The sequence below is a fragment of the Hallella multisaccharivorax DSM 17128 genome, assembly GCF_000218235.1.
Taxonomy (GTDB): Bacteria; Bacteroidota; Bacteroidia; order Bacteroidales; family Bacteroidaceae; genus Prevotella; species Prevotella multisaccharivorax.
Window position 1 is genome coordinate 424089 of the sequence record NZ_GL945017.1, and the last position, 23897, is coordinate 447985.

The 23897-nt window shown below is 51.3% G+C and carries 22 protein-coding genes; 12 read left to right on the plus strand and 10 right to left on the minus strand.

Going from position 1 to position 23897, the window contains the following annotated elements:
• Positions 1-19 precede the first annotated feature (19 nt).
• The 4 genes from PREMU_RS02235 (at position 20) to PREMU_RS02250 (ending at position 5365) form a co-directional block, all read left to right on the plus strand.
• On the plus strand, positions 20-529 hold the full coding sequence (locus PREMU_RS02235; RefSeq protein WP_007572804.1) for an RNA polymerase sigma factor: 510 nt from the start codon (positions 20-22) through the stop codon (positions 527-529).
• A 114-nt stretch (positions 530-643) separates the two neighbouring features.
• On the plus strand, positions 644-1801 hold the full coding sequence (locus PREMU_RS02240) for a hypothetical protein (RefSeq protein WP_007572805.1): 1158 nt from the start codon (positions 644-646) through the stop codon (positions 1799-1801).
• Positions 1785-3749 (plus strand): DNA topoisomerase IV subunit B, encoded by a 1965-nt coding sequence (locus PREMU_RS02245; RefSeq protein ID WP_007572806.1) that lies wholly within the window; start codon positions 1785-1787, stop codon positions 3747-3749. The genes PREMU_RS02240 and PREMU_RS02245 overlap by 17 nt, the downstream gene beginning before the upstream one ends.
• A 23-nt stretch (positions 3750-3772) precedes the next feature.
• On the plus strand, positions 3773-5365 hold the full coding sequence (locus PREMU_RS02250; protein WP_007572807.1) for a S41 family peptidase: 1593 nt from the start codon (positions 3773-3775) through the stop codon (positions 5363-5365).
• 259 nt (positions 5366-5624) lie between these two features.
• On the opposite strand, the gene PREMU_RS02255 is transcribed toward PREMU_RS02250, so the two are convergent.
• The 10 genes from PREMU_RS02255 to PREMU_RS02300 all read right to left on the minus strand — a co-directional run bounded on the left by PREMU_RS02255 (position 5625) and on the right by PREMU_RS02300 (position 16812).
• Positions 5625-6119, minus strand: coding sequence for a hypothetical protein (locus tag PREMU_RS02255; protein ID WP_007572809.1), 495 nt, complete (start codon positions 6117-6119; stop codon positions 5625-5627).
• Positions 6120-6349: 230 nt separating this feature from the next.
• Positions 6350-7126, minus strand: a complete 777-nt coding sequence (locus PREMU_RS02260; RefSeq protein WP_007572812.1) for a CPBP family intramembrane glutamic endopeptidase — start codon at positions 7124-7126, stop codon at positions 6350-6352.
• Positions 7123-8058 (minus strand): bifunctional riboflavin kinase/FAD synthetase, encoded by a 936-nt coding sequence (locus tag PREMU_RS02265; RefSeq protein ID WP_007572814.1) that lies wholly within the window; start codon positions 8056-8058, stop codon positions 7123-7125. Before PREMU_RS02265 ends, PREMU_RS02260 begins: the two co-directional genes overlap by 4 nt.
• A 71-nt stretch (positions 8059-8129) precedes the next feature.
• A complete protein-coding gene (locus tag PREMU_RS02270; RefSeq protein ID WP_040558551.1) occupies positions 8130-10712 on the minus strand; it encodes a calcium-translocating P-type ATPase, PMCA-type in 2583 nt (860 codons plus the stop codon).
• Between the two features lie 199 nt (positions 10713-10911).
• On the minus strand, positions 10912-12042 hold the full coding sequence (gene dprA, locus PREMU_RS02275; RefSeq protein ID WP_007572818.1) for a DNA-processing protein DprA: 1131 nt from the start codon (positions 12040-12042) through the stop codon (positions 10912-10914).
• Positions 12032-12463: an acyl-CoA thioesterase gene (locus PREMU_RS02280; protein ID WP_007572819.1), complete on the minus strand. Its 432-nt coding sequence runs from the start codon at positions 12461-12463 to the stop codon at positions 12032-12034. The genes dprA and PREMU_RS02280 overlap by 11 nt, the downstream gene beginning before the upstream one ends.
• A 116-nt stretch (positions 12464-12579) precedes the next feature.
• Positions 12580-13341 carry a four helix bundle suffix domain-containing protein gene (locus PREMU_RS02285; RefSeq protein WP_007572821.1) on the minus strand — a complete coding sequence of 254 codons (762 nt, stop codon included), beginning with the start codon at positions 13339-13341 and terminating at the stop codon, positions 12580-12582.
• A 48-nt stretch (positions 13342-13389) separates the two neighbouring features.
• Entirely contained in the window at positions 13390-14700 is a 1311-nt protein-coding gene (locus PREMU_RS02290; protein WP_007572823.1) for a DUF2851 family protein, read from the minus strand.
• A 98-nt stretch (positions 14701-14798) separates the two neighbouring features.
• A complete protein-coding gene (locus tag PREMU_RS02295) occupies positions 14799-15599 on the minus strand; it encodes a porin family protein (protein ID WP_040558552.1) in 801 nt (266 codons plus the stop codon).
• Position 15600: 1 nt separating this feature from the next.
• Positions 15601-16812: a PCMD domain-containing protein gene (locus PREMU_RS02300; RefSeq protein ID WP_007572825.1), complete on the minus strand. Its 1212-nt coding sequence runs from the start codon at positions 16810-16812 to the stop codon at positions 15601-15603.
• A 254-nt stretch (positions 16813-17066) separates the two neighbouring features.
• Here PREMU_RS02300 and dapB point away from each other — a divergent pair, with 254 nt between their 5' ends.
• The 8 genes from dapB to ybeY all read left to right on the plus strand — a co-directional run bounded on the left by dapB (position 17067) and on the right by ybeY (position 23847).
• Positions 17067-17822, plus strand: a complete 756-nt coding sequence (dapB, locus tag PREMU_RS02305; RefSeq protein ID WP_007572826.1) for a 4-hydroxy-tetrahydrodipicolinate reductase — start codon at positions 17067-17069, stop codon at positions 17820-17822.
• 14 nt (positions 17823-17836) lie between these two features.
• Positions 17837-19312, plus strand: a complete 1476-nt coding sequence (lepB, locus tag PREMU_RS02310; protein ID WP_007572827.1) for a signal peptidase I — start codon at positions 17837-17839, stop codon at positions 19310-19312.
• 15 nt (positions 19313-19327) lie between these two features.
• Positions 19328-19762: a S26 family signal peptidase gene (locus PREMU_RS02315; RefSeq protein WP_007572828.1), complete on the plus strand. Its 435-nt coding sequence runs from the start codon at positions 19328-19330 to the stop codon at positions 19760-19762.
• Positions 19759-20379 (plus strand): WbqC family protein, encoded by a 621-nt coding sequence (locus PREMU_RS02320; protein ID WP_007572829.1) that lies wholly within the window; start codon positions 19759-19761, stop codon positions 20377-20379. The genes PREMU_RS02315 and PREMU_RS02320 overlap by 4 nt, the downstream gene beginning before the upstream one ends.
• An 11-nt stretch (positions 20380-20390) precedes the next feature.
• On the plus strand, positions 20391-21806 hold the full coding sequence (locus PREMU_RS02325) for a sodium:solute symporter (RefSeq protein WP_007572830.1): 1416 nt from the start codon (positions 20391-20393) through the stop codon (positions 21804-21806).
• A gap of 91 nt (positions 21807-21897) precedes the next feature.
• Positions 21898-22929: a Holliday junction branch migration DNA helicase RuvB gene (gene ruvB / locus PREMU_RS02330; protein WP_007572832.1), complete on the plus strand. Its 1032-nt coding sequence runs from the start codon at positions 21898-21900 to the stop codon at positions 22927-22929.
• A gap of 1 nt (position 22930) precedes the next feature.
• The gene (gene coaD / locus PREMU_RS02335) at positions 22931-23440 is read left to right on the plus strand and encodes a pantetheine-phosphate adenylyltransferase (RefSeq protein ID WP_007572834.1); all 510 of its coding nucleotides are present in this window, start codon (positions 22931-22933) and stop codon (positions 23438-23440) included.
• Positions 23437-23847 (plus strand): rRNA maturation RNase YbeY, encoded by a 411-nt coding sequence (gene ybeY / locus PREMU_RS02340; RefSeq protein WP_007572836.1) that lies wholly within the window; start codon positions 23437-23439, stop codon positions 23845-23847. Before coaD ends, ybeY begins: the two co-directional genes overlap by 4 nt.
• Positions 23848-23897 lie beyond the last annotated feature (50 nt).

Consider the following 23897-nt stretch of genomic DNA (forward strand, 5'->3'; position numbering starts at 1 on the left):
GAAGGATGGTAAATACTGAATGATTAATTTCCAAAATGATATTCTTCCGCTGAAAAATCAGCTCTATCGCCTGGCATTGCGCATTACGCTCGACAGTGCCGAGGCTGAGGATATTGTGCAGGAAACACTTATCAAGGTATGGGATCGCCGCGATTCATGGACTGATATCGACAATATTGAGGCCTTCTGCTATACGATCTGCCGTAATAAAGCCCTCGATTTCGTCAAGAGCCGCGGCTCACACAGCGAGAGTCTCGACGCCACCCAGAATGAGCGACCCGACAATTCTTACACTCCGTCACAACAAACTATAGCCAACGATCAGATAACAATGGTCCGGCGTATTGTCAATGCCCTGCCTGAAAAGCAGAAAGCATGCATTCAGCTCCGCGATTTTGAGGGCAAGCCTTACAGGGATATCGCGCGTCTCCTTGGCATGACCGAAGAGCAGGTGAAAATTAACATTTTCCGAGGAAGAAAGACCATTAAGGAGCGATTCAACCAATTGAATGATTTTGAGGCTAAATAAGACCATCGAACTGTTTTTTTAAATAAAAACGCTTTTCTCGTTTGCCCTTTCCCCGTTTTTGAGTACTTTTGCTTATTAATAGATTATACTTCAATTAATTAGGATAAGAAAACTATGTCAATAGAAATAAAACGTGTAGAAGACCAAAAAGACCTTGCCACGTTCATTGATTTCCACTACGATCTTTATCAAGGCAATCCTTATGATGCTCCAGCTCTGTTTCTTGACGAAATGAATACGCTTCGTCGCGACCGCAATATAGCTTTCGATTTTTGTGAGGCTGAGTATTTCATCGCCTACAAAGATGGGGAGATTGCCGGGCGCATTGCAGCCATCATCAATAAGCGCGCTAATGAAAAGTTCGGAAAGAAAGATGTACGATTCGGATGGATCGACTTCATTGACGACATTGATGTAACAAGAGCACTCTTCAATGCCGTAGAGAACTGGGGAAGAAGTAAAGGCATGACAGCCATAATAGGGCCATTAGGATTCACCGATCTCGACCCTGAGGGCATGCTCATCGCAGGCTTCGACAAGCTCGGCACCATGCCAACCATTTACAACTTTCCTTATTATCCCGAGCACATGGAGAAGCTCGGCGGATGGGTCAAGGACAACGACTACGTAGAATACTATCTCCCCATGCCGGAGAAGACACCGGAGAAGTTTGCCAAGCTGGCCACTCTGATTGAAAACCGTTATAACCTTCATATTAGGAAAATAACGAAAAAAGAAATCAAGAAAGGCACTATCGCGTACGAAGTATTCAAGCTTATCAACGATACCTACAAAGATCTTTACGGCTATGTGGAACTCACTCGGCGACAGATTGACGACTACGTAAAATCGTACTTGCCCATGCTTGACCCCAATCTCATCACACTTGTCGTCGACGGAAATAAAGACAACAAGCTCATCGGCGTGGGTATCACCATGCCCTCCATGGCACGGGCCATGCAGAAATGTCACCGCGGACGGCTGCTTCCGTTTGGCTGGTGGTATGTGCTCAGGGCATTGAAATGGCACAAGACTGACGGCGTGGACCTGTTGCTTATCGGATTCCTGCCCGAGTACCGCACCAAAGGCGCCAACGCCCTGCTCTTCGCCGACCTCATTCCGCGCTACATCAACTACGGTTTCAAATGGGGTGAGACCAATGTAGAGATGGAGACCAACAACGGCGTACAGGGTCAATGGGACTCCTTAGAACATATCAACCATAAAAGAAGACGGTGCTATCGAAAAGAAATAAATGAATCAGGAAAATAATACAACACCTAATAACACGGTGGCATACACCGACGACAATATCCGGCACCTGTCCGACATGGAGCACGTGCGCACACGACCGGGAATGTATATCGGCCGTCTGGGCGACGGCAATCTGCCCGAGGACGGCATCTACGTACTGCTAAAAGAAGTCATCGACAACTCCATCGACGAGTTCAAGATGAATGCCGGCGACCGTATTGAGGTGGACATAGAGGACAATCTGCGCGTCTCTGTACGCGATTATGGCCGCGGCATTCCGCAGGGCAAGCTCATTGAGGCCGTGTCCATGCTCAATACCGGCGGAAAGTACGACACCAAGGCGTTCAAGAAAAGCGTAGGACTCAACGGTGTCGGTGTAAAGGCGGTCAATGCCCTCAGTGCACACTTCGAGGTGAAGAGTTACCGGGAGGGGAACGTGCGCTCACTTGCATTCGAGAGAGGTAAGCTCAAGAGCGACAAGACTGAGCCAACGCATGACGAGAGCGGCACTTACATCTTCTTTGAGCCGGATAACACGCTCTTCAAGAACTATTCGTTTCACGATGAGTTCGTGGAAACCATGCTCCGCAACTATACTTACCTGAACAGCGGGCTTACCATCATGTACAACGGACGCCGCATCAAGAGCCGCAATGGCTTGGAGGATCTGCTCGTCGACACGATGACCACCGACCCACTCTATCCCATCATTCACCTTAAAGGCGAGGACATAGAGATTGCCTTTACACATACCAACCAGTATGGCGAAGAGTACCATAGCTTTGTCAACGGCCAGCACACCACCCAGGGAGGCACCCATCAGAGTGCCTTTAAAGAGCATATTGCCAAAACCATTAAGGAATACTACGACAAGAGCTACGAGTACACGGATATCCGCAATGGCATCGTAGCGGCCATTGCCATCAATGTGGAGGAGCCTGTCTTTGAGTCACAGACCAAGATCAAGCTTGGTTCCACACTCATGGAGCCCGGAGGCGAGACCATCAACAAATACATCGGCGACTTCGTCAAGCGCGAGGTGGACAACTATCTCCACATCCATAAGGAGGATGTGGCCGACGTGTTGGAAAACAAAATCAAGGAAAGCGAGCATGAGCGTAAGGCCATGGCAGGCGTGACAAAGCTGGCCCGCGAGCGTGCCAAGAAAGCCAGCCTGCACAACCGCAAGCTGCGCGACTGCCGTGTGCACTACAGCGACACCAAAGATGACCGCAAGGAGGATTCAAGCATTTTCATTACCGAGGGCGATTCCGCCAGCGGAAGCATCACCAAGAGCCGCGACGTCAACACACAGGCGGTGTTCTCACTGCGCGGCAAGCCTCTTAACTCTTTCGGCTTGACAAAGAAAGTTGTCTATGAGAACGAGGAGTTCAACCTGCTGCAGGCCGCACTCGACATTGAAGATGGCCTCGACAACCTGCGCTACAACAAAGTCATCGTAGCCACAGATGCCGATGTCGACGGCATGCATATCCGTCTGCTGATCATCACCTTCTTTCTACAGTTCTATCCGGAGCTCATCAAGAAAGGACATGTCTACGTGCTCCAGACGCCCCTCTTCCGTGTCCGTAACCGTCGTACGAAGATCAAGAGCAAGAAAGTCATTGCTGAAGCTGACGCACAACTGGCGAAAGGCGAGAAGAAAAACGATTTCATCACACGTTATTGTTATACCGAAGAAGAGCGCGTCAATGCCATCCGCGACTTGGGACCTGACCCTGAAATTACTCGCTTTAAGGGCCTCGGCGAGATCTCTCCCGACGAATTTGTCCATTTCATCGGGCCTGATATGCGACTCGAACAAGTCACACTTCACAAAAACGACCAAGTGCAGAAGCTGCTCGAATACTATATGGGAAAGAACACCATGGAGCGGCAAAACTTTATTATCGACAATCTGGTTATCGAAGAAGACTTACCGGAAGACACGGAACCCATGGAATAACTATTGGAAAAGACAGTATCAGTATGAAACATAAGTTATGTATAAAGGTAATCTTCTTTTTACCTTTTTTCCTATGTCCCTTTTTACCTTTATCTGCCCAGCTGCGTCTTGACTTTGGCAAAGAGAGCCCATTAAGAAAGCTGCAAATCGCTGAAATTGCCATCAGCAATCTTTATGTTGACTCCGTAAACCAGCAGAAACTTGTGGAGGACGGCATTCGCGGAATGCTTGAAAAGCTTGATCCCCACTCCACCTACACCACCGCCAAAGAGACAAAGGCCATGAACGAGTCGCTTAACGGCTCCTTCGACGGCATCGGCGTGCAGTTCAACATGCAGGAAGATACCCTTCTCGTCATCCAGCCTGTAGCAAAAGGACCTTCTGAAAAGGTGGGCATCCTGGCCGGAGACCGTATCATCGCCGTCAACGACACTGCTATCGCCGGCGTAAAGATGAGTCGTGAGGAAATTATGCGGCGACTCAGGGGACCCAAAGACACCAAAGTCAACCTGACCATCATCAGAAGAGGAATAGCCGAAAAGCTCTATTTCACCGTCGTGCGCGATAAAATCCCCGTCAAGACCCTTGACGGATGGTATATGATCAAACCCACCACCGGATACATCCGCATTGGCAGCTTCGGCGCAACAACCTACGAAGAGTTCATGTCGGCGGTTAACGAGTTGGGAAAACAAGGCATGAAAAACCTTATTCTTGACTTGCAAGACAATGGCGGCGGCTATCTGCAGACTGCCGTACAAATCGCCAACGAGTTCCTAAAGAAGGGTGATCTCATCGTATATACCAAGGGGCGGCAGGTACCCCGCTACGACTATGTGGCTAAAGGCAACGGCCATCTGATGGATGGAAAGGTCATTGTACTGGTCAATGAATTCACGGCCTCAGCTGCAGAGATCGTTACCGGAGCACTGCAAGACCAGGACCGCGGCACTGTGGTGGGCAGGCGTACCTTCGGCAAAGGCCTGGTACAGCGCCCTGTCGACTTCCCTGACGGATCAATGATGCGGATCACCATCGCACATTACTACACACCTTCCGGCAGGTGCATACAGAAGCCTTATGTCAAAGGTGACAGAAAAGACTATGAGATGGAGCTCGACACACGCTTCAAGCATGGTGAGCTTTATTCCGCAGACAGCATTCATTTCGCCGACTCATTAAAATACCACACACTCCGAAAATACCGCACAGTGTATGGCGGAGGCGGCATCATGCCAGACTATTTCGTACCTCTCGACACTACTCAGTTTACAAACTTCCACCGGCGACTGATGGCGAAAGGCATCGTCATGGACAATGACCTGAAATACATGGACAACCATCGCAGGCAAATTCAGGCAAAGTATCCGCATTTCAAGGAGTATCTTAACCATTTCACCGTGCCACAACAGTTGGTGGACAGCATTCTCAGCGATGGCAGAAAGCAGAAGATTGAGCCCAGGGACAAGGCTGAGCTTGACCGCACCCTCAATTATCTGCGTACGCAGCTCAAGGCACTTATCGCCCGTGACATTTGGGATACGGGCGAATATTTTGAAGTGATGAACCAACAAAGCGACATTGTCAGAAAAGCAGTGGAACTGGTGGAAAAATAAATCCAGAAATGGTTTCTCATCGTCCGGCACGTGCAGGAGAAGTCTCCGGCACGTGACGGAGAATCGTTCGGCACGTGGCGGAGAATCGTCCGGCACATGCAGGACAATAAAAACAAATAAGAAAGGACCGCGGTGCTCTCGATAGAGCTGCGGTCCTTTCTACGTTAGTATGTTATGAAAAATTTGAGAGAATCGAAACTTCACAGTTTCTTTTTGTTGTTTTACTAAACAGTGATTTATAGAGAAAGCATAGAAATAATCATTTTATATCCGACATTGCTGCCGTGTTACTGGGCTCTGCAAGGCTCTGCTGAAGTGTATCGACCATTGCACTGTCGCCTATGGCAACATTAGTGCCGTTATCAAGCTCAGGCTTGTAATAGCCATCGTAGTTGCTGATAGGATCATCGTTTGTCCGTGAGAACGGTACCTGGATGGCGTTACCCAATGTCAGCAGAATAGCAACAGTAGCAGCGGCCTTGAGAAGCGGCTTCAAACGCTGGGTCATAGGGATGACACGCGCCTTCACCGGCTTACGGTCCGCAATGGCTGAAAAGAGCTTTGCGTCAAAGTCGGCGCCTAATACATCCGCTTTTGACTCCGTGGCTTCGTAGCGAAACAACGGCACATAACATCTCAGCTCAGCAGGAATGACTTCCTGACTGAAGAACGCACGGAGGATATCTTCCTCCTCCAGCGAGGTCTCACCCCGCCAATAGCGGTCTAAAAGCTGATTGATGTACTTGTAGTCCATTACTTTGGTATTACTATTAAGATGACGACATGTCTCAGGAATTGTTACAGCAGGCCGATTGAATTTAACGTTTATTTAAACTCAAGTTTCTTTCACCTGTCTCCTGAACCCACGGCAATGCGTACCTTCACGGTAAAGGTATGCCGGCGGGCAGGTGGTAGAGGAAGACCGGAAAAGACCTGGCAGCCCGTGTCTACACACAGGCTACATCGCTGCTGCAAAGGCACAACTCACGCCGCCTTCTTCATCCTGACATTGAGCTGGTAGATACCAGGCACCAGGATAAAGAAGGAAAAGATGACGGAGAGCGTCACCATGCGGCTGTCGCCATGGAATAAATCAATAAGCTTGGCATCAGCTAACTGTGGCATAAGGTTGTAGACAATAAATGCCACACTGTTGTTGACCCAGTGGAACAGAATGCCAGGGAGAATGGAGCCCGTGCGGTAGTACATCCAGCCAAGCAGCAGCCCAATGAGGAAGGCGTGGAAGCCTTGTGCAAGGTTCAGATGGACAAGGCCGAAACATGCCGCCGAAATGGCGATAGCGCCCCAGTGCCACCGCTCCGGCATCATGCCAAGTAACTTGCGCAACACGGCGCCACGGAAGACGACTTCTTCAGCTAAAGGCCCCAGAATGCCGATGACAATGTATCCGGCAGGCTCCTTCATCAAGCTCTCCAACATCTTCATCATATCCTTCGGCATGTCGATATTCATCACTTCGGAGAGCCACTGTGAGGGGATAAGGGTGCCCAAAACGACAACCAGCACCCACACAAAGACAGCCCAGGGGCGCGTCTGCATCCAAGTCCTTGACACAGGAGTCCATCTCATTTTGAGAAACAGCAGGAGCGTGATCACACTGCTGATGACTGTCGTGATGATGGATGCCGTGGTCAATGAGAGATGGAATATGCTCAATAATAGTCCGGAACCTATCTGTATCAGCATAAAAAGGACAACATACCAGAGTATGTCGAGGATGTTTTTTGTTGTAGTATTCATTCTTCGTCTAATATCTTTCTAATCTTCTCTTTGTCTTTTTTCAATTGCTCCGCCAATATGTCGACACTGCTGAATTTCAGATCATCCCTGACGCGTTTGATGAGTTGCACACGCAACTGCCTGCCATAGAGATTGCCATGGAAATCAAAGATGTTAGTCTCTAAGGATAGCCGTGTACCGCCGTAGGTGGGGCGCGTGCCGATGTCCATCATAGCAGGCATGAGGCGAACGTGGTCACCAATGGCAACTCTCACGGCGTAGACACCACCCTTGGGAATGAGCAATCCGCTGTCACCGGTATCGAGATTGGCCGTGGGAAAGCCGATCTTACGGCCTTCCTGAAAGCCACGTACGACCTTCCCTGTAAGCTCAAAGGGGCGGCCGAGACAGTGAGTTGCCATCTCCGCCTCGCCACCGTCGAGAAATGAGCGGATAAGCGAGGAACTCACCTGCATGCCGTCAAGACGGTAAGGAATGGCCTGCACCACGCGAATACCTAACTCGCGGCCATAGCCGACGTAGTCGTCGAAGCCCTCAGTCCTGTTATGTCCGAAGCGGTTGTCGTAGCCGATGACAAGCACCTTGACGTTGAGATTGTCGCGCAACACCTGCCGCATGAAGTCCTTGGCCGTGAGCGCAGCCATCTCCTTGTCAAAGTACAACACCGCCACGTTGTCCACACCTGTAAGCGAGAGCAGTTGCAACTTACGATCAAGCGTAGTCAACAAGCGTGGTTGATAGTCCTGTCGCAGCACCTGCCGAGGATGGCGGTCAAAGGTGATAACCAGCGAGGCAAGGCCCGAACGCCGTGCTTCCTCCATGACACTGCCAATGAGGAACTGGTGGCCACGGTGCACGCCGTCAAAGAAACCAATGGTCGCCACACAGGGTGACACATTGTTTCTCACTGTATAGAATATATTATTTGCCATTAATTATAATATCCGAGTGCGCGGTCACATAAGAGCCGCCTCTGCACGAATACCGAACGATCTTCTAACCCCTAACCTCTAAGCCTCTTCACCGCCCTATATATCTCTCCGCTTCCGAGCACAAACACACCTGTGGCCACAATGATGACAGTCCATTCCGTGAAGCTCAGGGGCAGAGTGCGGAACATACGGCCACCGAAGGTGACGATGAGCCACTGCCCCACAAAGGTCAATGCCAGTACAAGGATGAGGCCACGATCGCGCCAGAAATGACGAAAGGCACTGTAGTTGCTGCCCAGACACTTCGCGTTGAAGAGGTTCCAGAACTGCAGCATAACAAAAGTGGTGAAGAACAACGTCAACTCATGTACGTCGATAATGCTGCCGCTGCCGTGGCGCTCACACCAGATAAGGAAGACAAACATGATGATAAAGAACACGCTGCCCACAAAGAGGATGCCACGTGCCATGGGGCGAGTGATGATAAACTGTGAAGGCTTGCGCGGCCTGTCGTGCATCACTTCGTGGGAAGGCGGCAGTGAGGCCAGGGCCAGAGCGGCGAAGGTGTCCATGATAATGTTGACCCAGAGTATCTGTGTCACCGTAAGCGGCATCTCCGTACCGATGACAGATCCCCCGAGCACGAGCAGCAGAGCCGAGAGATTAACCACCAGCTGGAAGAAGAGAAACCGCTGAATGTTCTTGTAAAGGGAACGGCCCCACATCACTGCCGAAGCGATGGCAGAGAATGAGTCGTTGAGGATGGTGATGTCGGAGGCCTGCTTGGCCACCGATGTGCCCGAGCCGAGGGACAATCCGACGTGTGCATAGTTGAGTGCGGGTGCGTCGTTGGTGCCGTCACCCGTCACAGCCACCACCTCACCATGCTTCTGCAGCATCTCCACGAGGCGCTGCTTGTCGCCCGGCCGCGCCCGACTCATCACACAGATGCCCTCGCACCGCTTGTAGGCTTCGTCGTCAGAGAGAGCCGCCCACTCCGGACCGGTAATGGCCTCACCCTCTTCAATACCTATCTGCCGTGCTATCTCCAGGGCCGTAGCCGAAGTGTCTCCGGTGACAATCTTCACGCGAATGCCTGCCGTGCGGCATTCCTCCACAGCCGCGGGCACCTCTTCGCGCACAGGGTCACTGATGGCACACACTCCTTGCAGAGTGAGGCCGACGGCCAGTCCACTGGAGAGCCGGCCGGTTAAATCGCCCTCGCCATAGGCAAAAGCCAGTGTGCGCATGGCCTGATGCTGATAACCGAGAAGTGTCTGCTCGCACGCAGCACGGTCAGCAGCGCAGCAATCACACATGTTCAGCAGAATCTCAGGTGCGCCTTTGACAAAAGTGAGCGTCCGGCCGTCGACAGTGACTGCCGTGGCCATAAACTTTCTTTCTGTGGAAAAAGGTATTTGATTGACCACCGCGTTGGCTTTGCGCAATGAATGATAGTCGAAGCCTTTATCTTTGAGCCACAACAGTAACGCGCCCTCAGTGGGATTGCCCACTACCCTGTCGCCGTCGAGTTCGGCCGTTGAGTTGACAGCCATGGCGATGACAAGCTGTTCTTCAGACTGATCTGCATTCTCATAGGCGGGATTGAGTGAAAGCGCACCCACACGCATCCTGTTTTGCGTGAGCGTACCAGTCTTGTCGGTGCAGATCACGGTGACGGCGCCCATGGTTTCTGAGGCCTGCAGCTTACGCACAAGGTTGTTGCTCTTAAGCATACGCCGCATGTTGAGGGCCAGAGCGAGGTTCACCGCCATGGGCAGACCCTCGGGGACGGCCATGACGATGAGCGTAACGGCCATCATGAAGTAGCTGAGCACTACCTGTGCCATACCTAAGTAGTTGTCGGTATGCCACAGACTGTTAGTGAGAATGTCGTGAACCAGGAAGATAACGAACGCGGCCACCGCCACACCAGAGCCTACCTTGAAGATGAACGCAGCGAGCTTGCCGAGCTGGATATTGAGCGGGGTCTTGGTGTGCGTCGTCTCTGTGGACTGTCTCGCTACTTTTCCGATCTCCGTCTCATCGCCTATCCGCTCCACTATGGCCTCACCATGTCCGTTCATCACCATGGTAGACCGCAGGATAAGATTGGCAGGATAGGCTTCGCCAGCCTTTCCGTTGGGCATAAAACCCTTCGTAGTGAGCGGCTCACCGGTGAGGGCCGACTCGTCGACCTGCAGGTTGACGGCAACAAAGAGGCGCGCGTCGGCAGGGATCTCATCGCCAGGCTCCACCAGGACAACATCACCCACGACGACCTCACGCCGTGGAATCGTCGTCACCTTGCCCTCACGGCGTACCTTCACGAGCTGATCGTCGTTCATGGCGGTAAGCACCTCGAACTTCTTCGCCGCGTCAAGCTCAAAATAAAAGCCTACTGTCGTAGCGAGGAAGATGGCAAGAAAGATGCCAATGGTCTCCATGAAGTCGTTATTGACAAATGCCAGGACGAGGGATATGGCGGCTGCCACAAGAAGAATCTCAATAATTGGATCGCGATATTTGTCGAAGTAAAGCTTCCACACGGAAATCTTCTTCGGCGGTGTAAGCACATTCTCACCGTGCTGCCGACGGGAAGCGATGACCTCGTCGCGACTCAGGCCCTCGTGGTTGATGGTTGTTCGTATCATCTTGTAAGCGATATTGTCATTCACATTAATATCTCGTACAAAGTTACGCAAAATAGTACAAAGGTCAGTATGTCCTAAGCTTTTTTCAATATCTTTGTCATATTGGCAAGGATAATATGGCATTTTTAGAGATCATACGTCTTGTGACATCGTAATGCTTACAAGATCGCTTTGCGATTACGGCATAAAGGCATCATCTTTATGCCAACAGATGGTAGGTACCTCCAGCATATGCTTTCACCACGCCTTTCATCTCTAATTGGAAAAGCAGAGCAGTGAGCATGCCCGACAAAAGCCCTGTCTTGACGGCAATGACATCCTGGCGCAGATCATTGGCGCATTGAAGCACGGTGACCACCTTCCGTTCGTCCTCGGTCAGGTCGGGGAAGAGTTGCCGCTCAATGCCGCCAGCCCGCGCTTTCTCAAGGACAGCTTCGTGTTCCCATCCCATATCGGCCACAAAGTCTTCGGCGGAAGTGATGAGCCCTGCTCCACAACTGCGGATAAGATTGTTGCAACCCTCGCTGTATGGTGCACCTACGGGACCGGGGAAAGCAAAGACATCGCGGTTATACTCTTTGGCAATGCGTGTCGTGATGAGACCGCCGCCCTTGCGCGCACTCTCCACGAGAATCGTAGCATCGCAGAGGCCCGCCGTGATGCGGTTGCGTCGCACAAAGTTGAGTTTATCAGGCTGTGTATGCGTCATGTATTCGGTCAGCAGTCCGCCTTGTCCCACCATTTTGTTGGCCGTATCGCGATGTGCCGGCGGATAGAGCGTGTCAAGACCGTGGGCCAGCACTGCCACGGTGTCCATGCCGTTATCAAGAGCCTCACGATGGGCATGCACATCGATGCCATAGGCCAACCCACTAACGATAAGCGTATCGGGTACCAAGGCACGCAAATCCCTGACAAAGGCTCTGATGAGGTCTTCCCCGTAGCGGGTGCTATGACGCGTGCCCACGATGTCGATGATGTGGCGCGTGTTAAGATTGGCAGTGCCTTTGTAGAAGAGCATCAGCGGTGCGTCGGGAGCCTCCTTGAGCCGATACGGGTATTCGTCATCGTTGAGGCACAGTATGTTTACGTGGTGTGCCTCGTTCCAAGCTAACTCGTCCTCAATGCGTGTCCGCATCGTGCCGGCACTGTTAAGGTCATCGATAACACGGCGGGGGATGCCTGGAAACAGAGTCGATAGTTCGCTCCGGCGCTGAAAAATAGCAGTAGCGGAGCCTAACTGCCTATACAGCTCCACGATGGTATTAAGGTGGAAATAGCTGAGCCGCGTAAGAATAGCGGTATTGATGAGTTCCTCTCTATTCTGCATTTTCCTGATTGAACTTCTCTATGACGGGAAGAAAAGCATTGTCGTAGTCCTCGCTCTCGCCGAGTCGGCCATTGATGAGCATCACGAGCTCTACGTCGCCATGGAAACAGAGCATCCCGTCTGCCTCACGGTAGATGTCGTGGCTGAAGATGTAGCGCAGTCCTTCCTTGCGCACGTTGATGCAGGATAGCATGAAGTCGTCACACCGCAGCGGTGCCTTGAACTTCAGCGTCATGCGCGCCACAACGGGGTCGACATGCTTCTCCTCATGCAACTTGGCATAGCTGATGCCAAGGCTGTTGATGAAACGGTGACGCGTATGCTCCGTGTAATGGAGATAATTGGCATTGTTGACAATGCCTTCGATGTCGCATTCGTAGTCGCGCACCTCCATGCGCGTGGTGAATAAGTATTTTTTCATAAATATGTGTGTGTCTTGGGGAGAGACCTTGATAGACTGTATAGACTTGATAGAATTGATAGAATTGATAGACTAAATAGACTCTATAGACAATGTCTATTCTTGTCTATCCTTGTCTATCTCTGTCTATTCCCGTCTATCTTGTCTATCTCTTTCCTCAGCCTTTCTATTTCCTCTTGTTGCCTGTAATAGGCTTTCAGGGCGCGTTGCTTCAGATCCTCATACTTGGCCTTCCAATTACTGACAGCCGAAAGCAGTTGAGCATTCTCGGCTTTGAGCCGGATATTCTCAGCCTCCAAACTTTTCATCTTGGAATCCTGTTCTTTACGGTAGCCGGTACGAGCTGCATACATGCGCTCCTTGATGCCACCCTCTGTCACAAAGTCTTTCTGGAGCTTCTTAAGATAGGAGTTGATCATGGCATCGACCTGATAGCAGAGAGTAAGACATGTGTTGGCAAACTCCTCAGCCGACCATTTCTCAGCAAAAGACAAATAATCTTTAGGCTCATTGTGACTTCTCGTATACTCTAACAGCATGCTGTAGCGTGCGTCGCCTTCTTTCCATAGAGTATATTTCCCATTGTGAAGAAAATCCTTGTAGTCTTCCAAGAGCTCCCTGATACTTCCTCTTGCCACATTGACCAGCTTGAGCTCCATTTCCGTTGACGATTTGCCGTCTTCTGATCCCTCTACAATGTTTTGCTTGCCCGAACGTGCTGCCTGCACCATCTGATCTACCGTGCGGTCTCCACTGATGGGAAGAAACCGTCGACAGAAGATGAAGGTGAGCTGATATATAGCATCAGATTTATGGTAAAAGTAAAGCTTGCGCCAATCATTGCCTTGCCTGAGCACTGTTGGGATATCCTTTTCCATTGTTTTTAAAGTCTATTCTGTCTATCCAATCTATTCTGTCTACTTTGTCTATCTTGCCTCTTTCCCCCTCCCTTTCAAGTATTCGTATCCGAATCGACAGCGGAGACAGTCGTGCCGGTCGCAGTATTCGTTCTTCAGTTGTATCAGGGCCTGACTGTCACCGGCGTTTTCCACCGAGAGCCCTACCTCCTGCCAGTTGCGCGTGATGTGGTTATCCTCTGCCTTCAGTTGTTCAAGGAAGTCGAAAGCGCGGTCACAGAGCGCGTCGTCCTGCCGATAGCGGCCATAGGCAAAGAAAACCGGTACAACCGTGTTGATAAGCAAGAGGTTGAGCGAAGCCTCGGAGAGATGCTTCTTGCTGGTCTTACTCTCGCAGCCGAAGGCATAATGGGTTTGCCAGTAGTCCGTGACCTTGGTCATGAGCAGTGTCTTCGCGCTCTTGATATCTTTGCAGTCGATGAGCTGTGAGAGACTCGCCTTGCGCTGATAATAAAGATTAGCAAGCTGTGAGATGCGAATATGCGGAAAGTTCTGCGGTCGCAAGCGCAGAAAACGCCAGAGGTGGAAGTCTATGGGGTGCAATGAGTACTTGTGTGCGAGATACTGGTACTCGTTGTTGAGCTTGAAGAGATACTCGTCGGCAAGGGCTGCTGTGCGGTGGCGCTCCGGCACAGAAAGCGGATTGAGCAGTCCGGCCTGTCCCATGAAGATGGCCTCTATCTGGAAGAGATTGTCGCTATGGCGCGCTACATCGTTGAGCGGGATACTGAGGGCCCATTGCTCCATCGCTTCTGCATTGATGCCGAAGCCATAGTTGCGCGCCATGGTCACGAAGTAAGCCGCTTCCCACGAACCTTGACAGCGGTCGGCGCGCCGCTTGATGTCTTCCGTCTTGCGCTCCAACCGCTCTGTCTCCAAGGCACTCATCCACGAATGCTTCATCAGTTGGCTGAGCGATGGGATAATCTTATAGCACGGAGGATAACTGTCAGTCTTGAGCAGCTCCTCGTAGTTCAGACGAATGTGCTCGGGTACGGCAAGTTCCATCTGTGGTGGCCGCATACCACTATCAGTCACGACCTGCGTGTCCGCCTTGCCTACAACATGAAGCACCACATTATTATATAGCGCGTCTTTTTCATGCCCGTGAAGAAACCAGTCGCTGGCTTTGTCGTGAATCTCCACGTTACCGACCCATAACTGTCCATCTATCTTCACCTCTGCGTTGAAGAAGTCAGGACCGGCATTGTGGTTATGCAGTCCGGGGTCTATTACCTCTACCTCTCTTCCCTCCGTCGTGTGGAGACCACTGACGGGGAAGAGCCGGTGTTTCCAGCAATAGTGCAAGAGTTGTTCCATGAGCTTTCTGTTTCTAAAGGCAAAGATAAAGAAAAATCCCGAACCGTTAATTGAATAACCTGGGATTTTTTTAAAACTTATTTCTTCCTGTACCTCCGTCAGAATCTGTAACCGAAGCCGAAGTTCAGATAAAGCGGATGCATCGTAAACGTTACGGTATGGAAGTCGGATTTGAAGATGTTGTTGAATGCATAGCTCAAATTTCCAAACAGGAAGAAATGGCGATAGGCGTTCCAAGTCGCTCCTATCTGCGTACCCCAGTTGAAGCGGCGCAGGTCATCGTCAAAGTTGTAGTTGGCGGAGCTCCCCTCGGTGAATGTCACTTTCTCGCCTACAGGTGTACCGTTGCGCAGATAACCGTCGCTTACGTATCCGTTGAACTCACCGTCGAGACGACAGGTGACGAACAGGCCGGCGCGCACCTTCCAGCGGTCATTGAAACTATAGTTAGCTGTGATGGGGATGGTGATGTTTGTACTGCTGTAGTTCGTCTTGTCGTAACCCGTGTAGTAACCTGCTACGCGGTCGCCGTCCTGGATAATCTCTGTGTGATAGCTCTTCACGCGTGCACCTGTAGACATGCGCATAGCTTCAATTTTGACACCTGCTGCCACACCCCATCTGTGCTCTTTGCCTAACCATTTCGTCACAGTTCCTTCGAGTGTACCGTTTAGCTTAGGGTCAAAACTGCTGATGTGTCGTATCTCACGGGGCAGGCCCAATGGAGTGGCGCCACCGACATTGAGCCCGGCTTTCAGTTCAAGCTCCCAGCCTTTGGATGACATCTGCCGGAGGGCTGCATCACGGTCCCCGATGTTGTTCTGGGCCCAGGCGGTGAGGGGAACGCCTGTGGCCAATAAGATGTTGGTAATAAATAAGAGCGTTACCTTGTTTTTCATGTTAATATGCTTCATAGTTGATGTGGAACTCATCGATGTAGAGCGTGCTGCCTACGGCGCCCTGGAACTTAGCTCCGTCCTTACTCGAAGATGCTACGATGGCGATGCTATACTTGCCCTGAATCATCTTGTTGTAGTCGAAGGTCTTGCCGTTCATCGGCTCGAAATGGATGGTGAACTTTTTCCACTCGTCGGTTTCCCTGCGGTCGGTGAGCTCTGCCTTCAGCACGATATTAGGACTCTTCGTGGCACTTCTGTCTCCATCGGTACCATCGAGCCATGGCACGTCTTTCGTCACTTCGAACACTACGGCATAGAGTGCAAAGTCATCCTTCGCGCCACGGATGGGGTTCATGTTCTTATCCGTCACTGTAAGGCCTGCTTTGTACTTATAATAACCGGTGAGTGACAGTGGTCTCGTGTTGAAGAATGGAATACCGAAGTGAGTGGAGGCTGCCATGTCACCCATATTCACGGAGAATGTGCCAAGGAAGATGTTACCAGCAGCAATTGGTGCACCAAATGTCTTTCCAAGTGCTCCCGTGCTGATGGTTGTCAGCTTAGCGCATTTCCCTTCCACGCCACCGTCTGTCTGGCTAGTAGGGTAATCAGTCGGCTTGGGATTGAAAGACAAGAGCGTAATCATGACACCCGGGTTGCCGCTTCCCCAGTCAACCTGCTGACCGCCAATCCTCTCGTAGAATATCTGGAAGAGAGGGTTGCCAGTGCCGTCGCCGTCAGTGTCATACGTGTAATAGCGTATGTCGTCGAAATGGAAGTCGGAAGGCGTAGCGTTGTTAGCAATGCGCACGGTATATTTCTTCTGCCATTTTCCGTCCTGTGAGGTCACAGTGTAAGTCTGTGGTGTAGCCTCGTCGATGGAATCGGGCAGACCATCGTCTTCATTGATCTTCTGCGGGTTCGGTACACGTTTGAAGAACTGGCGCTTTGTGCCGCTGGCGGGCTCTATCGTGGCACCTTCGGTAAGTGTGAACAGTGGAGCGAGAATACTGTCGCGCGTGTTGGCGTAGATCGTAATCTCATTGTTTGTTATTACCGGCTTGCGGATGAGGAGGCTGTCGGCGCCGAGGCTCACTCCCGTGATATCGGCTTCAGCATTCAGAGCCTCTTCTTTGATGCATGAGGAGAGCGAGGGCGTCATCACAACAGCAAAGAGAAACACTCTTCCCCATTTGTATACATTCTTGTGCATATAATAAATATAATTTGTTACCTTGATATAATCAATTGTAAAATTACTGCTTTTTCCTCAATTAGATACTTTTGAAGGAATTAAAACACTTTAATTTGCAATAATAATGTGTGTCTTGTGGTGATTTAGAATAATTTATGCTGCATAGGAATCGCTTTTCGCCATAAAATAGCTAATTTTGCAGAGAATAGTGCAGGGGCAGCTCCCGTGGCCGCCCGCACCCTATAATGATTTTGAACAAATAATAATCGATTATGAAGATAGCATTGATTGGTTACGGTAAGATGGGGCACATGATAGAGCAGGTTGCCTTGGAGCGTGGCCACGAGATTGTATGTACAATTGACGTTAACAATCCTGAGGATTTCGACTCTCCCGCCTTTGCCTCGGCGGATGTCGCTATCGAGTTTACCAACCCTTCAGCAGCCTATGGCAATTATCTCAAGGCCTTCAAGCACAACGTGAAGGTTGTCTCTGGTTCAACGGGATGGATGAAAGATCACAAGGCTGATGTGGAGGCACTGTGCAGAAACGGCAGGCAGACCTTGTTCTGGGCCAGCAACTTTTCCGTGGGCGTGGCTATTTTCCAGGCTGTTAACAAAAAGTTGGCTGAGATCATGAACGGCTTCTCACAGTACGATGTGTGTGAGACCGAGACCCATCATATCCACAAGCTTGATGCTCCTTCGGGTACAGCTATCACACTTGCTGAGGACATTGTGGAGCGCCTCGATCGCAAGAACGGCTGGAAGCTCGGCACGACGACATGGGACGACGGCCGTGTGGAAGGTTCTGAGGACCATAAGCCTGATGAGATACTTATCAACAGTATCCGTCACGATGAGGTGCCCGGTATCCATAGCATCAACTATAACTCAGAGGCTGACGAGATCACCATCACTCACAGTGCCCACTCGCGCAAAGGCTTTGCGCTCGGTGCTGTGCTCGCCGCTGAGTATACGAAGAGCCACTCAGGATTGCTTACTACCAGTGACTTATTTAAATTTTAGAAGTCCAGTAAATTATGATTGACAAGGAAAAAGCTTCGATGAACATGAAGAAGCAATGGGCGAAGTTCAGCATTGCTTTCTTCTTCTATGTGCTTTTCATTATATGGATATCACCGCGTACCATCACGGGATGGATTCTGACACTTCTCGGCGCACTTTTCATCTTTGACTGCTATGTATCGAAGAAGGTGCGGTGGCAGTGGTGGAAAGAGGCTGAAGGTCCCGTGCGCTTTATCATGAGTTGGGTCGACGCCCTCATCTTCGCGCTTGTAGCTGTGTATTTCATCAACCTCTTCCTCTTCCAGAACTATGTCATTCCATCTTCCTCGTTGGAGAAGAGCTTGCTCACGGGCGACTATCTCTTCGTCTCCAAAGTGAGCTATGGCCCGCGAATCCCTGAGACGCCACTGACGATGCCTCTCACCCAGCACACGCTGCCAATCATCAAGACCAAGAGCTATATCTCCTGGCCGCATTGGGACTACCGCAGGATGAAAGGCTTTGGGCACGTGAAGCTCAACGACATTGTTGTCTTCAACTACCCCAGCGGTGACACTATCGTCACCGAAGAGCGTTACCAGGGACCCGATTTCTACGGTGACCTCGTCTATCCTCTCGGAATGCAGATCTATAAGGAGGGCAATACCAACCCCGTGAATCCCGCCTCACTGAACTGCCAGCAGCAAATGGATTTCTTTGCGATGATCTATTCTCTCGGCCGTAACTACATCGCCAATAACCCCAATGAGTTTGGATCTATTGACTACCGACCGACTGATCGCCGCGAAAATTATGTCAAGCGCTGTGTAGGCCTTCCCGGCCAAACCTTGCAAATCAAGAATCGTATTGTCTATCTCGATGGCAAGCCTAACAAAGAGCCTGATAAGGTACAGTACACCTATTATGTGAAGCTCGCCACCGACCACATTCCCGATGAGATTCTCAAGGAGCTGAACATCTCGATGGAAGACCTCACCACGCTCAATCAGATGGGCTACATGCCGCTCACCAAACGAGCCGTGGCATTCCTCTCCAAACGCAAGGACCTCGTGAAGAGCATCAGGCTCAACACCGATGCAGCGCCTTCCATCAGTCTCTATCCGCACAATATCGTGACCAACTGGACAGTAGACAACTATGGCCCAATTTGGATTCCGAAGAAGGGCGCTACACTGAAGCTCAACATGAACAACATCGCCATCTACGAGCGGCCTATCCGTGTGTATGAGCACAACACGCTCGTGGTGAAGAACAACCGTATCTATATCAACGGCAAGCCCGCGACGAGCTATACGTTCAAGATGGACTATTACTGGATGATGGGTGACAACCGCCACAACTCTGAGGACTCACGTTACTGGGGGTTCGTGCCTGAGGATCATATCGTAGGTAAGCCTATCTTCATCTGGTGGAGCTCGGACCCCGACCGCAAGGGTCTCTCCCGTGTCAGGTGGAACCGTTTGTTCAACTGGGTAGACAAAATCAAGTAAGACGATTTTAGCATTTTGGCTCGGCAGCTACTGAAATTCATTCTTGCGCTTGCGGTCGCCGTGGCTATTGTCGTGGTTATCCGCATGTTTGCCTTTACCATCTGTACCGTGCCCACTCCCATCGGCCAAGAGCTGAGGACGGGTAACCGCATGATAGTGAATAAGCTGACCCGTTGCCATGACCTTCGACAAGGAGATCTCATCGTGTTCACCGTCAGTGGGGAGGCTCCAGCTATCTCACTCATAGGCCCACCACAAGAAATAGGCATGGTCGTCAATCTCCCAGGCGACACTATCACCGTGAAGCGGCGTCGCTGGCTCATCCCTATAAGATGCTGCAACCGTTGCCCATGCCGCGATTGTAAAGTTTATTTGGTAGATACAGGACATGGCTATCGGCTCGTGCACCGACACCAAATCATAGGAAAAGCCGTCCGTCTATTCAAATGATCAGCCTTCTTTCATCCACTTTCTTCGGTCCAGTGCAGTGGTACCAGAAACTCGTCCAAAGTGAAAGAGTACTAATTGAGCAGCACGACCACTTCATCAAACAGACTTATCGCAACCGTTGCATCATCGCTACGGGGCAGGGTCCTCAGGCTTTGACGGTGCCCGTGGAGAGTCCGCAAGGTCTGCGTATTGACAAGACAGAAATGAGAGGCGTGCGCATCTCCGACCATGGCTCGTGGCGTCATCTTCATTGGCAGGCACTGCAGTCGGCCTATGGCGAGAGCCCTTTCTTCGAGTTCTATGCCGATGACCTCCATCCGTTCTTTGAGAAGCATTGGGACTTCCTCTTCGACTTCAACCTCGCTATCACGCAAAAGATGTGCGAGCTTTTGGATATCGAGCCGCACATTGAGCTGACAGAGGAGTACATACAATGTTCAAATGGTGATGTAATTGATTATCGCGATGCCATTCGCCCGAAGCATCCGCTGCCTGACACCACGTTCGCACCCCGTCCTTATTATCAGGTTTATCAGCAGAAGTTCGGCTTCCTACCGAACCTTTCCATCCTTGACCTGCTCTTCAACGAAGGCAACGAAGCCATGCTGTATCTCTGACGCTAACTCTTATGCTTCTTACACTCATCATCTATTTCTCTGTTCTCTTCGTCATCAGTCGTCTCACCTCACGGCGGGCAGGCAACGAGGCGTTCTTCCGTGGTAACAGAAAGAGCCCGTGGCTGATGGTCGCCTTCGGCATGATAGGGGCTTCCATCTCCGGCATCACCTTTGTCTCGGTGCCTGGAATGGTGCTCAAGAGCGACATGACTTATCTCCAGATGTGCCTCGGTTTCATCCCCGGCTATTTTGCGGTTGCCTTCCTCTTGCTGCCGGTTTATTACAAGTTGAACCTCACCACGATCTACGGTTACCTCCGCCGGCGTCTCGGCCGGCGCAGTTACAAGACGGGAGCTGCCTTCTTCATCCTCTCCAAACTTATCGGTGCCGCGGTGCGGTTCTATGTCGTCTGCTTTATCCTCCAGCACTTCGTCTTCGATGCCTGGCATGTGCCGTTCGTCTGTACAGTCCTTGTCATGGTCATGCTCATTTGGCTCTACACACGTCGCGCAGGCATCAAAACACTTGTATGGACCGATACGTTTCAGACCTTCTGCATGCTTACGGCGCTTGTCCTTATTATCGTGGCGGCGACGGGAAGTCTCGGGCTCAATTTCCATGGGCTTGTCAGCAAGCTTGCCGCGGACCCTCACAGCCGTGTCTTTGTCTTTGACGATTGGGCGAGTAGGCAGAACTTCTGGAAACAGTTTCTTAGTGGCATCTTCATTGTCATCGTGATGACGGGCTTGGACCAGGACATGATGCAGAAGAACATGACCTGCAAGACCTTGCGTGAGGCGCAGAAAGACATGTGCCTCTACGGTTTTGCTTTTGTCCCCGTCAACTTGCTTTTTCTTGTCCTTGGCATCTTGCTGACGTGGCTTGCCGCTGCCCGTGGCATGGCTTTGCCTCAGATGGGCGATGACCTGTTGCCGATGTTCGCGGCCTCGGGGCAGTTGGGTACTACAGTGGTTATCCTCTTCACGATTGGTATCGTGGCAGCGAGTTTCTCGAGTGCCGACAGCGCTTTGACAGCCCTCACGACGAGCGTGTGTGTCGACTTCTTCGAACGTTCCAATGACGAGCGGTTGCGCAAGCGGGTACATCTGACCATAGCCACACTCTTCGTCGTTTTCATCCTTGTCTTCCGTGTAGTCAACTCCACGAGTGTCATTGATGCTATCTATATCCTCTGTGGCTATACCTATGGTCCGTTGTTGGGTCTCTTTGCCTTCGGACTGCTCACGCATCGACAAGTCAGTGACCGCTGGGTGCCGTGGATAGCCATCATTAGTCCGCTGCTCTGTCTCGCCATCGACCTCACGACGCAGTACCTCACCGGTTATCAGTTTGGCTATGAGCTGCTCATGCTCAATGGTGCCCTCACCTTCGCAGGGCTGTGGATGCTAAGGCCGGGGACTTCGTGAAACATTCTTCTGAGTCTTTTATTCGCTGAAAAGCACATGGTTCTCTTTAAAAATTACTAACTTTGCAGGGAGTAGGCATTTATAGATATTGATGGCAGAAGATTTCGATATACGCGACGAGCACGTGAGCAAAGAGGAGAGGGACTTTGAAAACGCCCTTCGTCCATTGCACTTCGACGACTTCAATGGTCAGAAGACTGTTGTGGACAACCTCCGTGTCTTCGTCGAGGCAGCTAAATACCGTGGCGATCCGCTCGACCATACCTTATTATATGGTCCCCCCGGATTAGGTAAGACGACATTGAGCAATATCATCGCCAACGAGCTCGGTGTGGGCTTTAAGATCACCTCCGGTCCCGTGCTCGACAAGCCCGGTGACCTTGCAGGCATCCTCACGTCGCTTGAGCCGCATGACGTACTTTTCATCGATGAGATCCACCGTCTTCAGCCTGCGGTGGAGGAGTACCTCTATTCCGCGATGGAGGATTATCGCATCGACATCATGATAGACAAAGGACCGTCGGCACGATCCATCCAGATAGACCTCAATCCCTTCACGCTCATCGGTGCCACCACACGCTCGGGAATGCTCACAGCACCGCTCCGTGCCCGTTTCGGCATCAACATGCACTTGCAGTATTACGACCCCGAGACGCTGAATCTCATCATCAAGCGCTCCGCTTCACTGCTGAAGGTGCCCATCGAAGATGAGGCGGCTGCGGAGATAGCCCGCCGCTCACGCGGCACGCCCCGTATTGCCAACGGACTGTTGCGCCGTGTGCGTGACTTCGCACAGGTCAAAGGCAACGGTACCATCACGAAAGATATCGCCGACCTCTCGCTCTCAGCCCTCAACATCGACTCCTATGGACTCGATGAGATCGACAATAAGATCCTCACGACCATCATCGACAAGTTTCGCGGAGGTCCCGTTGGCGTCTCAACGATAGCCACGGCTATCGGAGAAGACAGTGGTACGGTGGAGGAAGTCTATGAGCCTTTCCTCATCATGGAAGGCTTCATCAAGCGAACCCCGCGCGGACGTATGGCGACGAGGCTCGCTTACGACCACCTCGGCCGCAATCCCTACAAAGGGGATATCATGCAACCAAAGTTGTTCTAAGATGAATACAGTAAACAATCCTGATGCCCGCGTTGCCGTCTTTGCCGGCAGCTTCGATCCTTACACCATCGGGCACGACGACATTGCACGGCGGGCACTGAGGCTCTTCGACCGGATCGTTATCGTGGTAGCGGTAAATCCTGAGAAGCATTATATGTTCCCGACAGAAGAGCGTGTGGCAGCTATCCGGGAGCTCTATAAGGATGAGCCGCGTGTCAGCGTCGTGGTCAACGACGGCATGACGGTGGACATCGCGGTGAAGGTCGGAGCACAGTTCCAAGTCCGCGGCGTGCGCTCCACCATCGACTTCGAGTATGAGCGTGTGGAAGCCGACTACAACCGGAACCTCGGTAACCTTGAGACGGTACTGCTCTATGCCCGACCTCAGTTCTCCTCCATTTCCTCGACCGCTTACCGTCAGCTCGTCTATTTCCATAAGGATGCAGAGGCACAGAGGCTTCTGCCAACTATTAACACCCAACACCCATTACCCAACACCCATCACCTATGATTACATACAATTCAGACGGTGTGAAAATGCCGAAGATCCGTCATCGCGACACCACCGCATGGATTAAGCGTGTGGCGGCAGCCCATGGCCGCAAAGTCGGCGAGATAGGCTACATGTTTGTCAGTGACGAGAAAATCCTGGAGGTCAACCGCCAGTATCTCGGTCACGATTATTACACCGACATCATCACTTTCGACTACGATGAGGATGACGTCCTCAACGGAGATATCGTCATCTCCCTCGATACCGTACGCTCCAATGCGGAGAAGTTCGGAAAGACTTATGACGACGAGCTCCACCGTGTTATCATCCATGGTATCCTCCATCTCTGTGGCATTAACGACAAAGGCCCCGGGGAGCGCGGGATCATGGAGGCCAACGAGAACGCTGCCCTCGCCATGCTGTAAACAATATTTCGTCAAAGAATTAGCGCAGTAATGCGATCGTATGACAGATA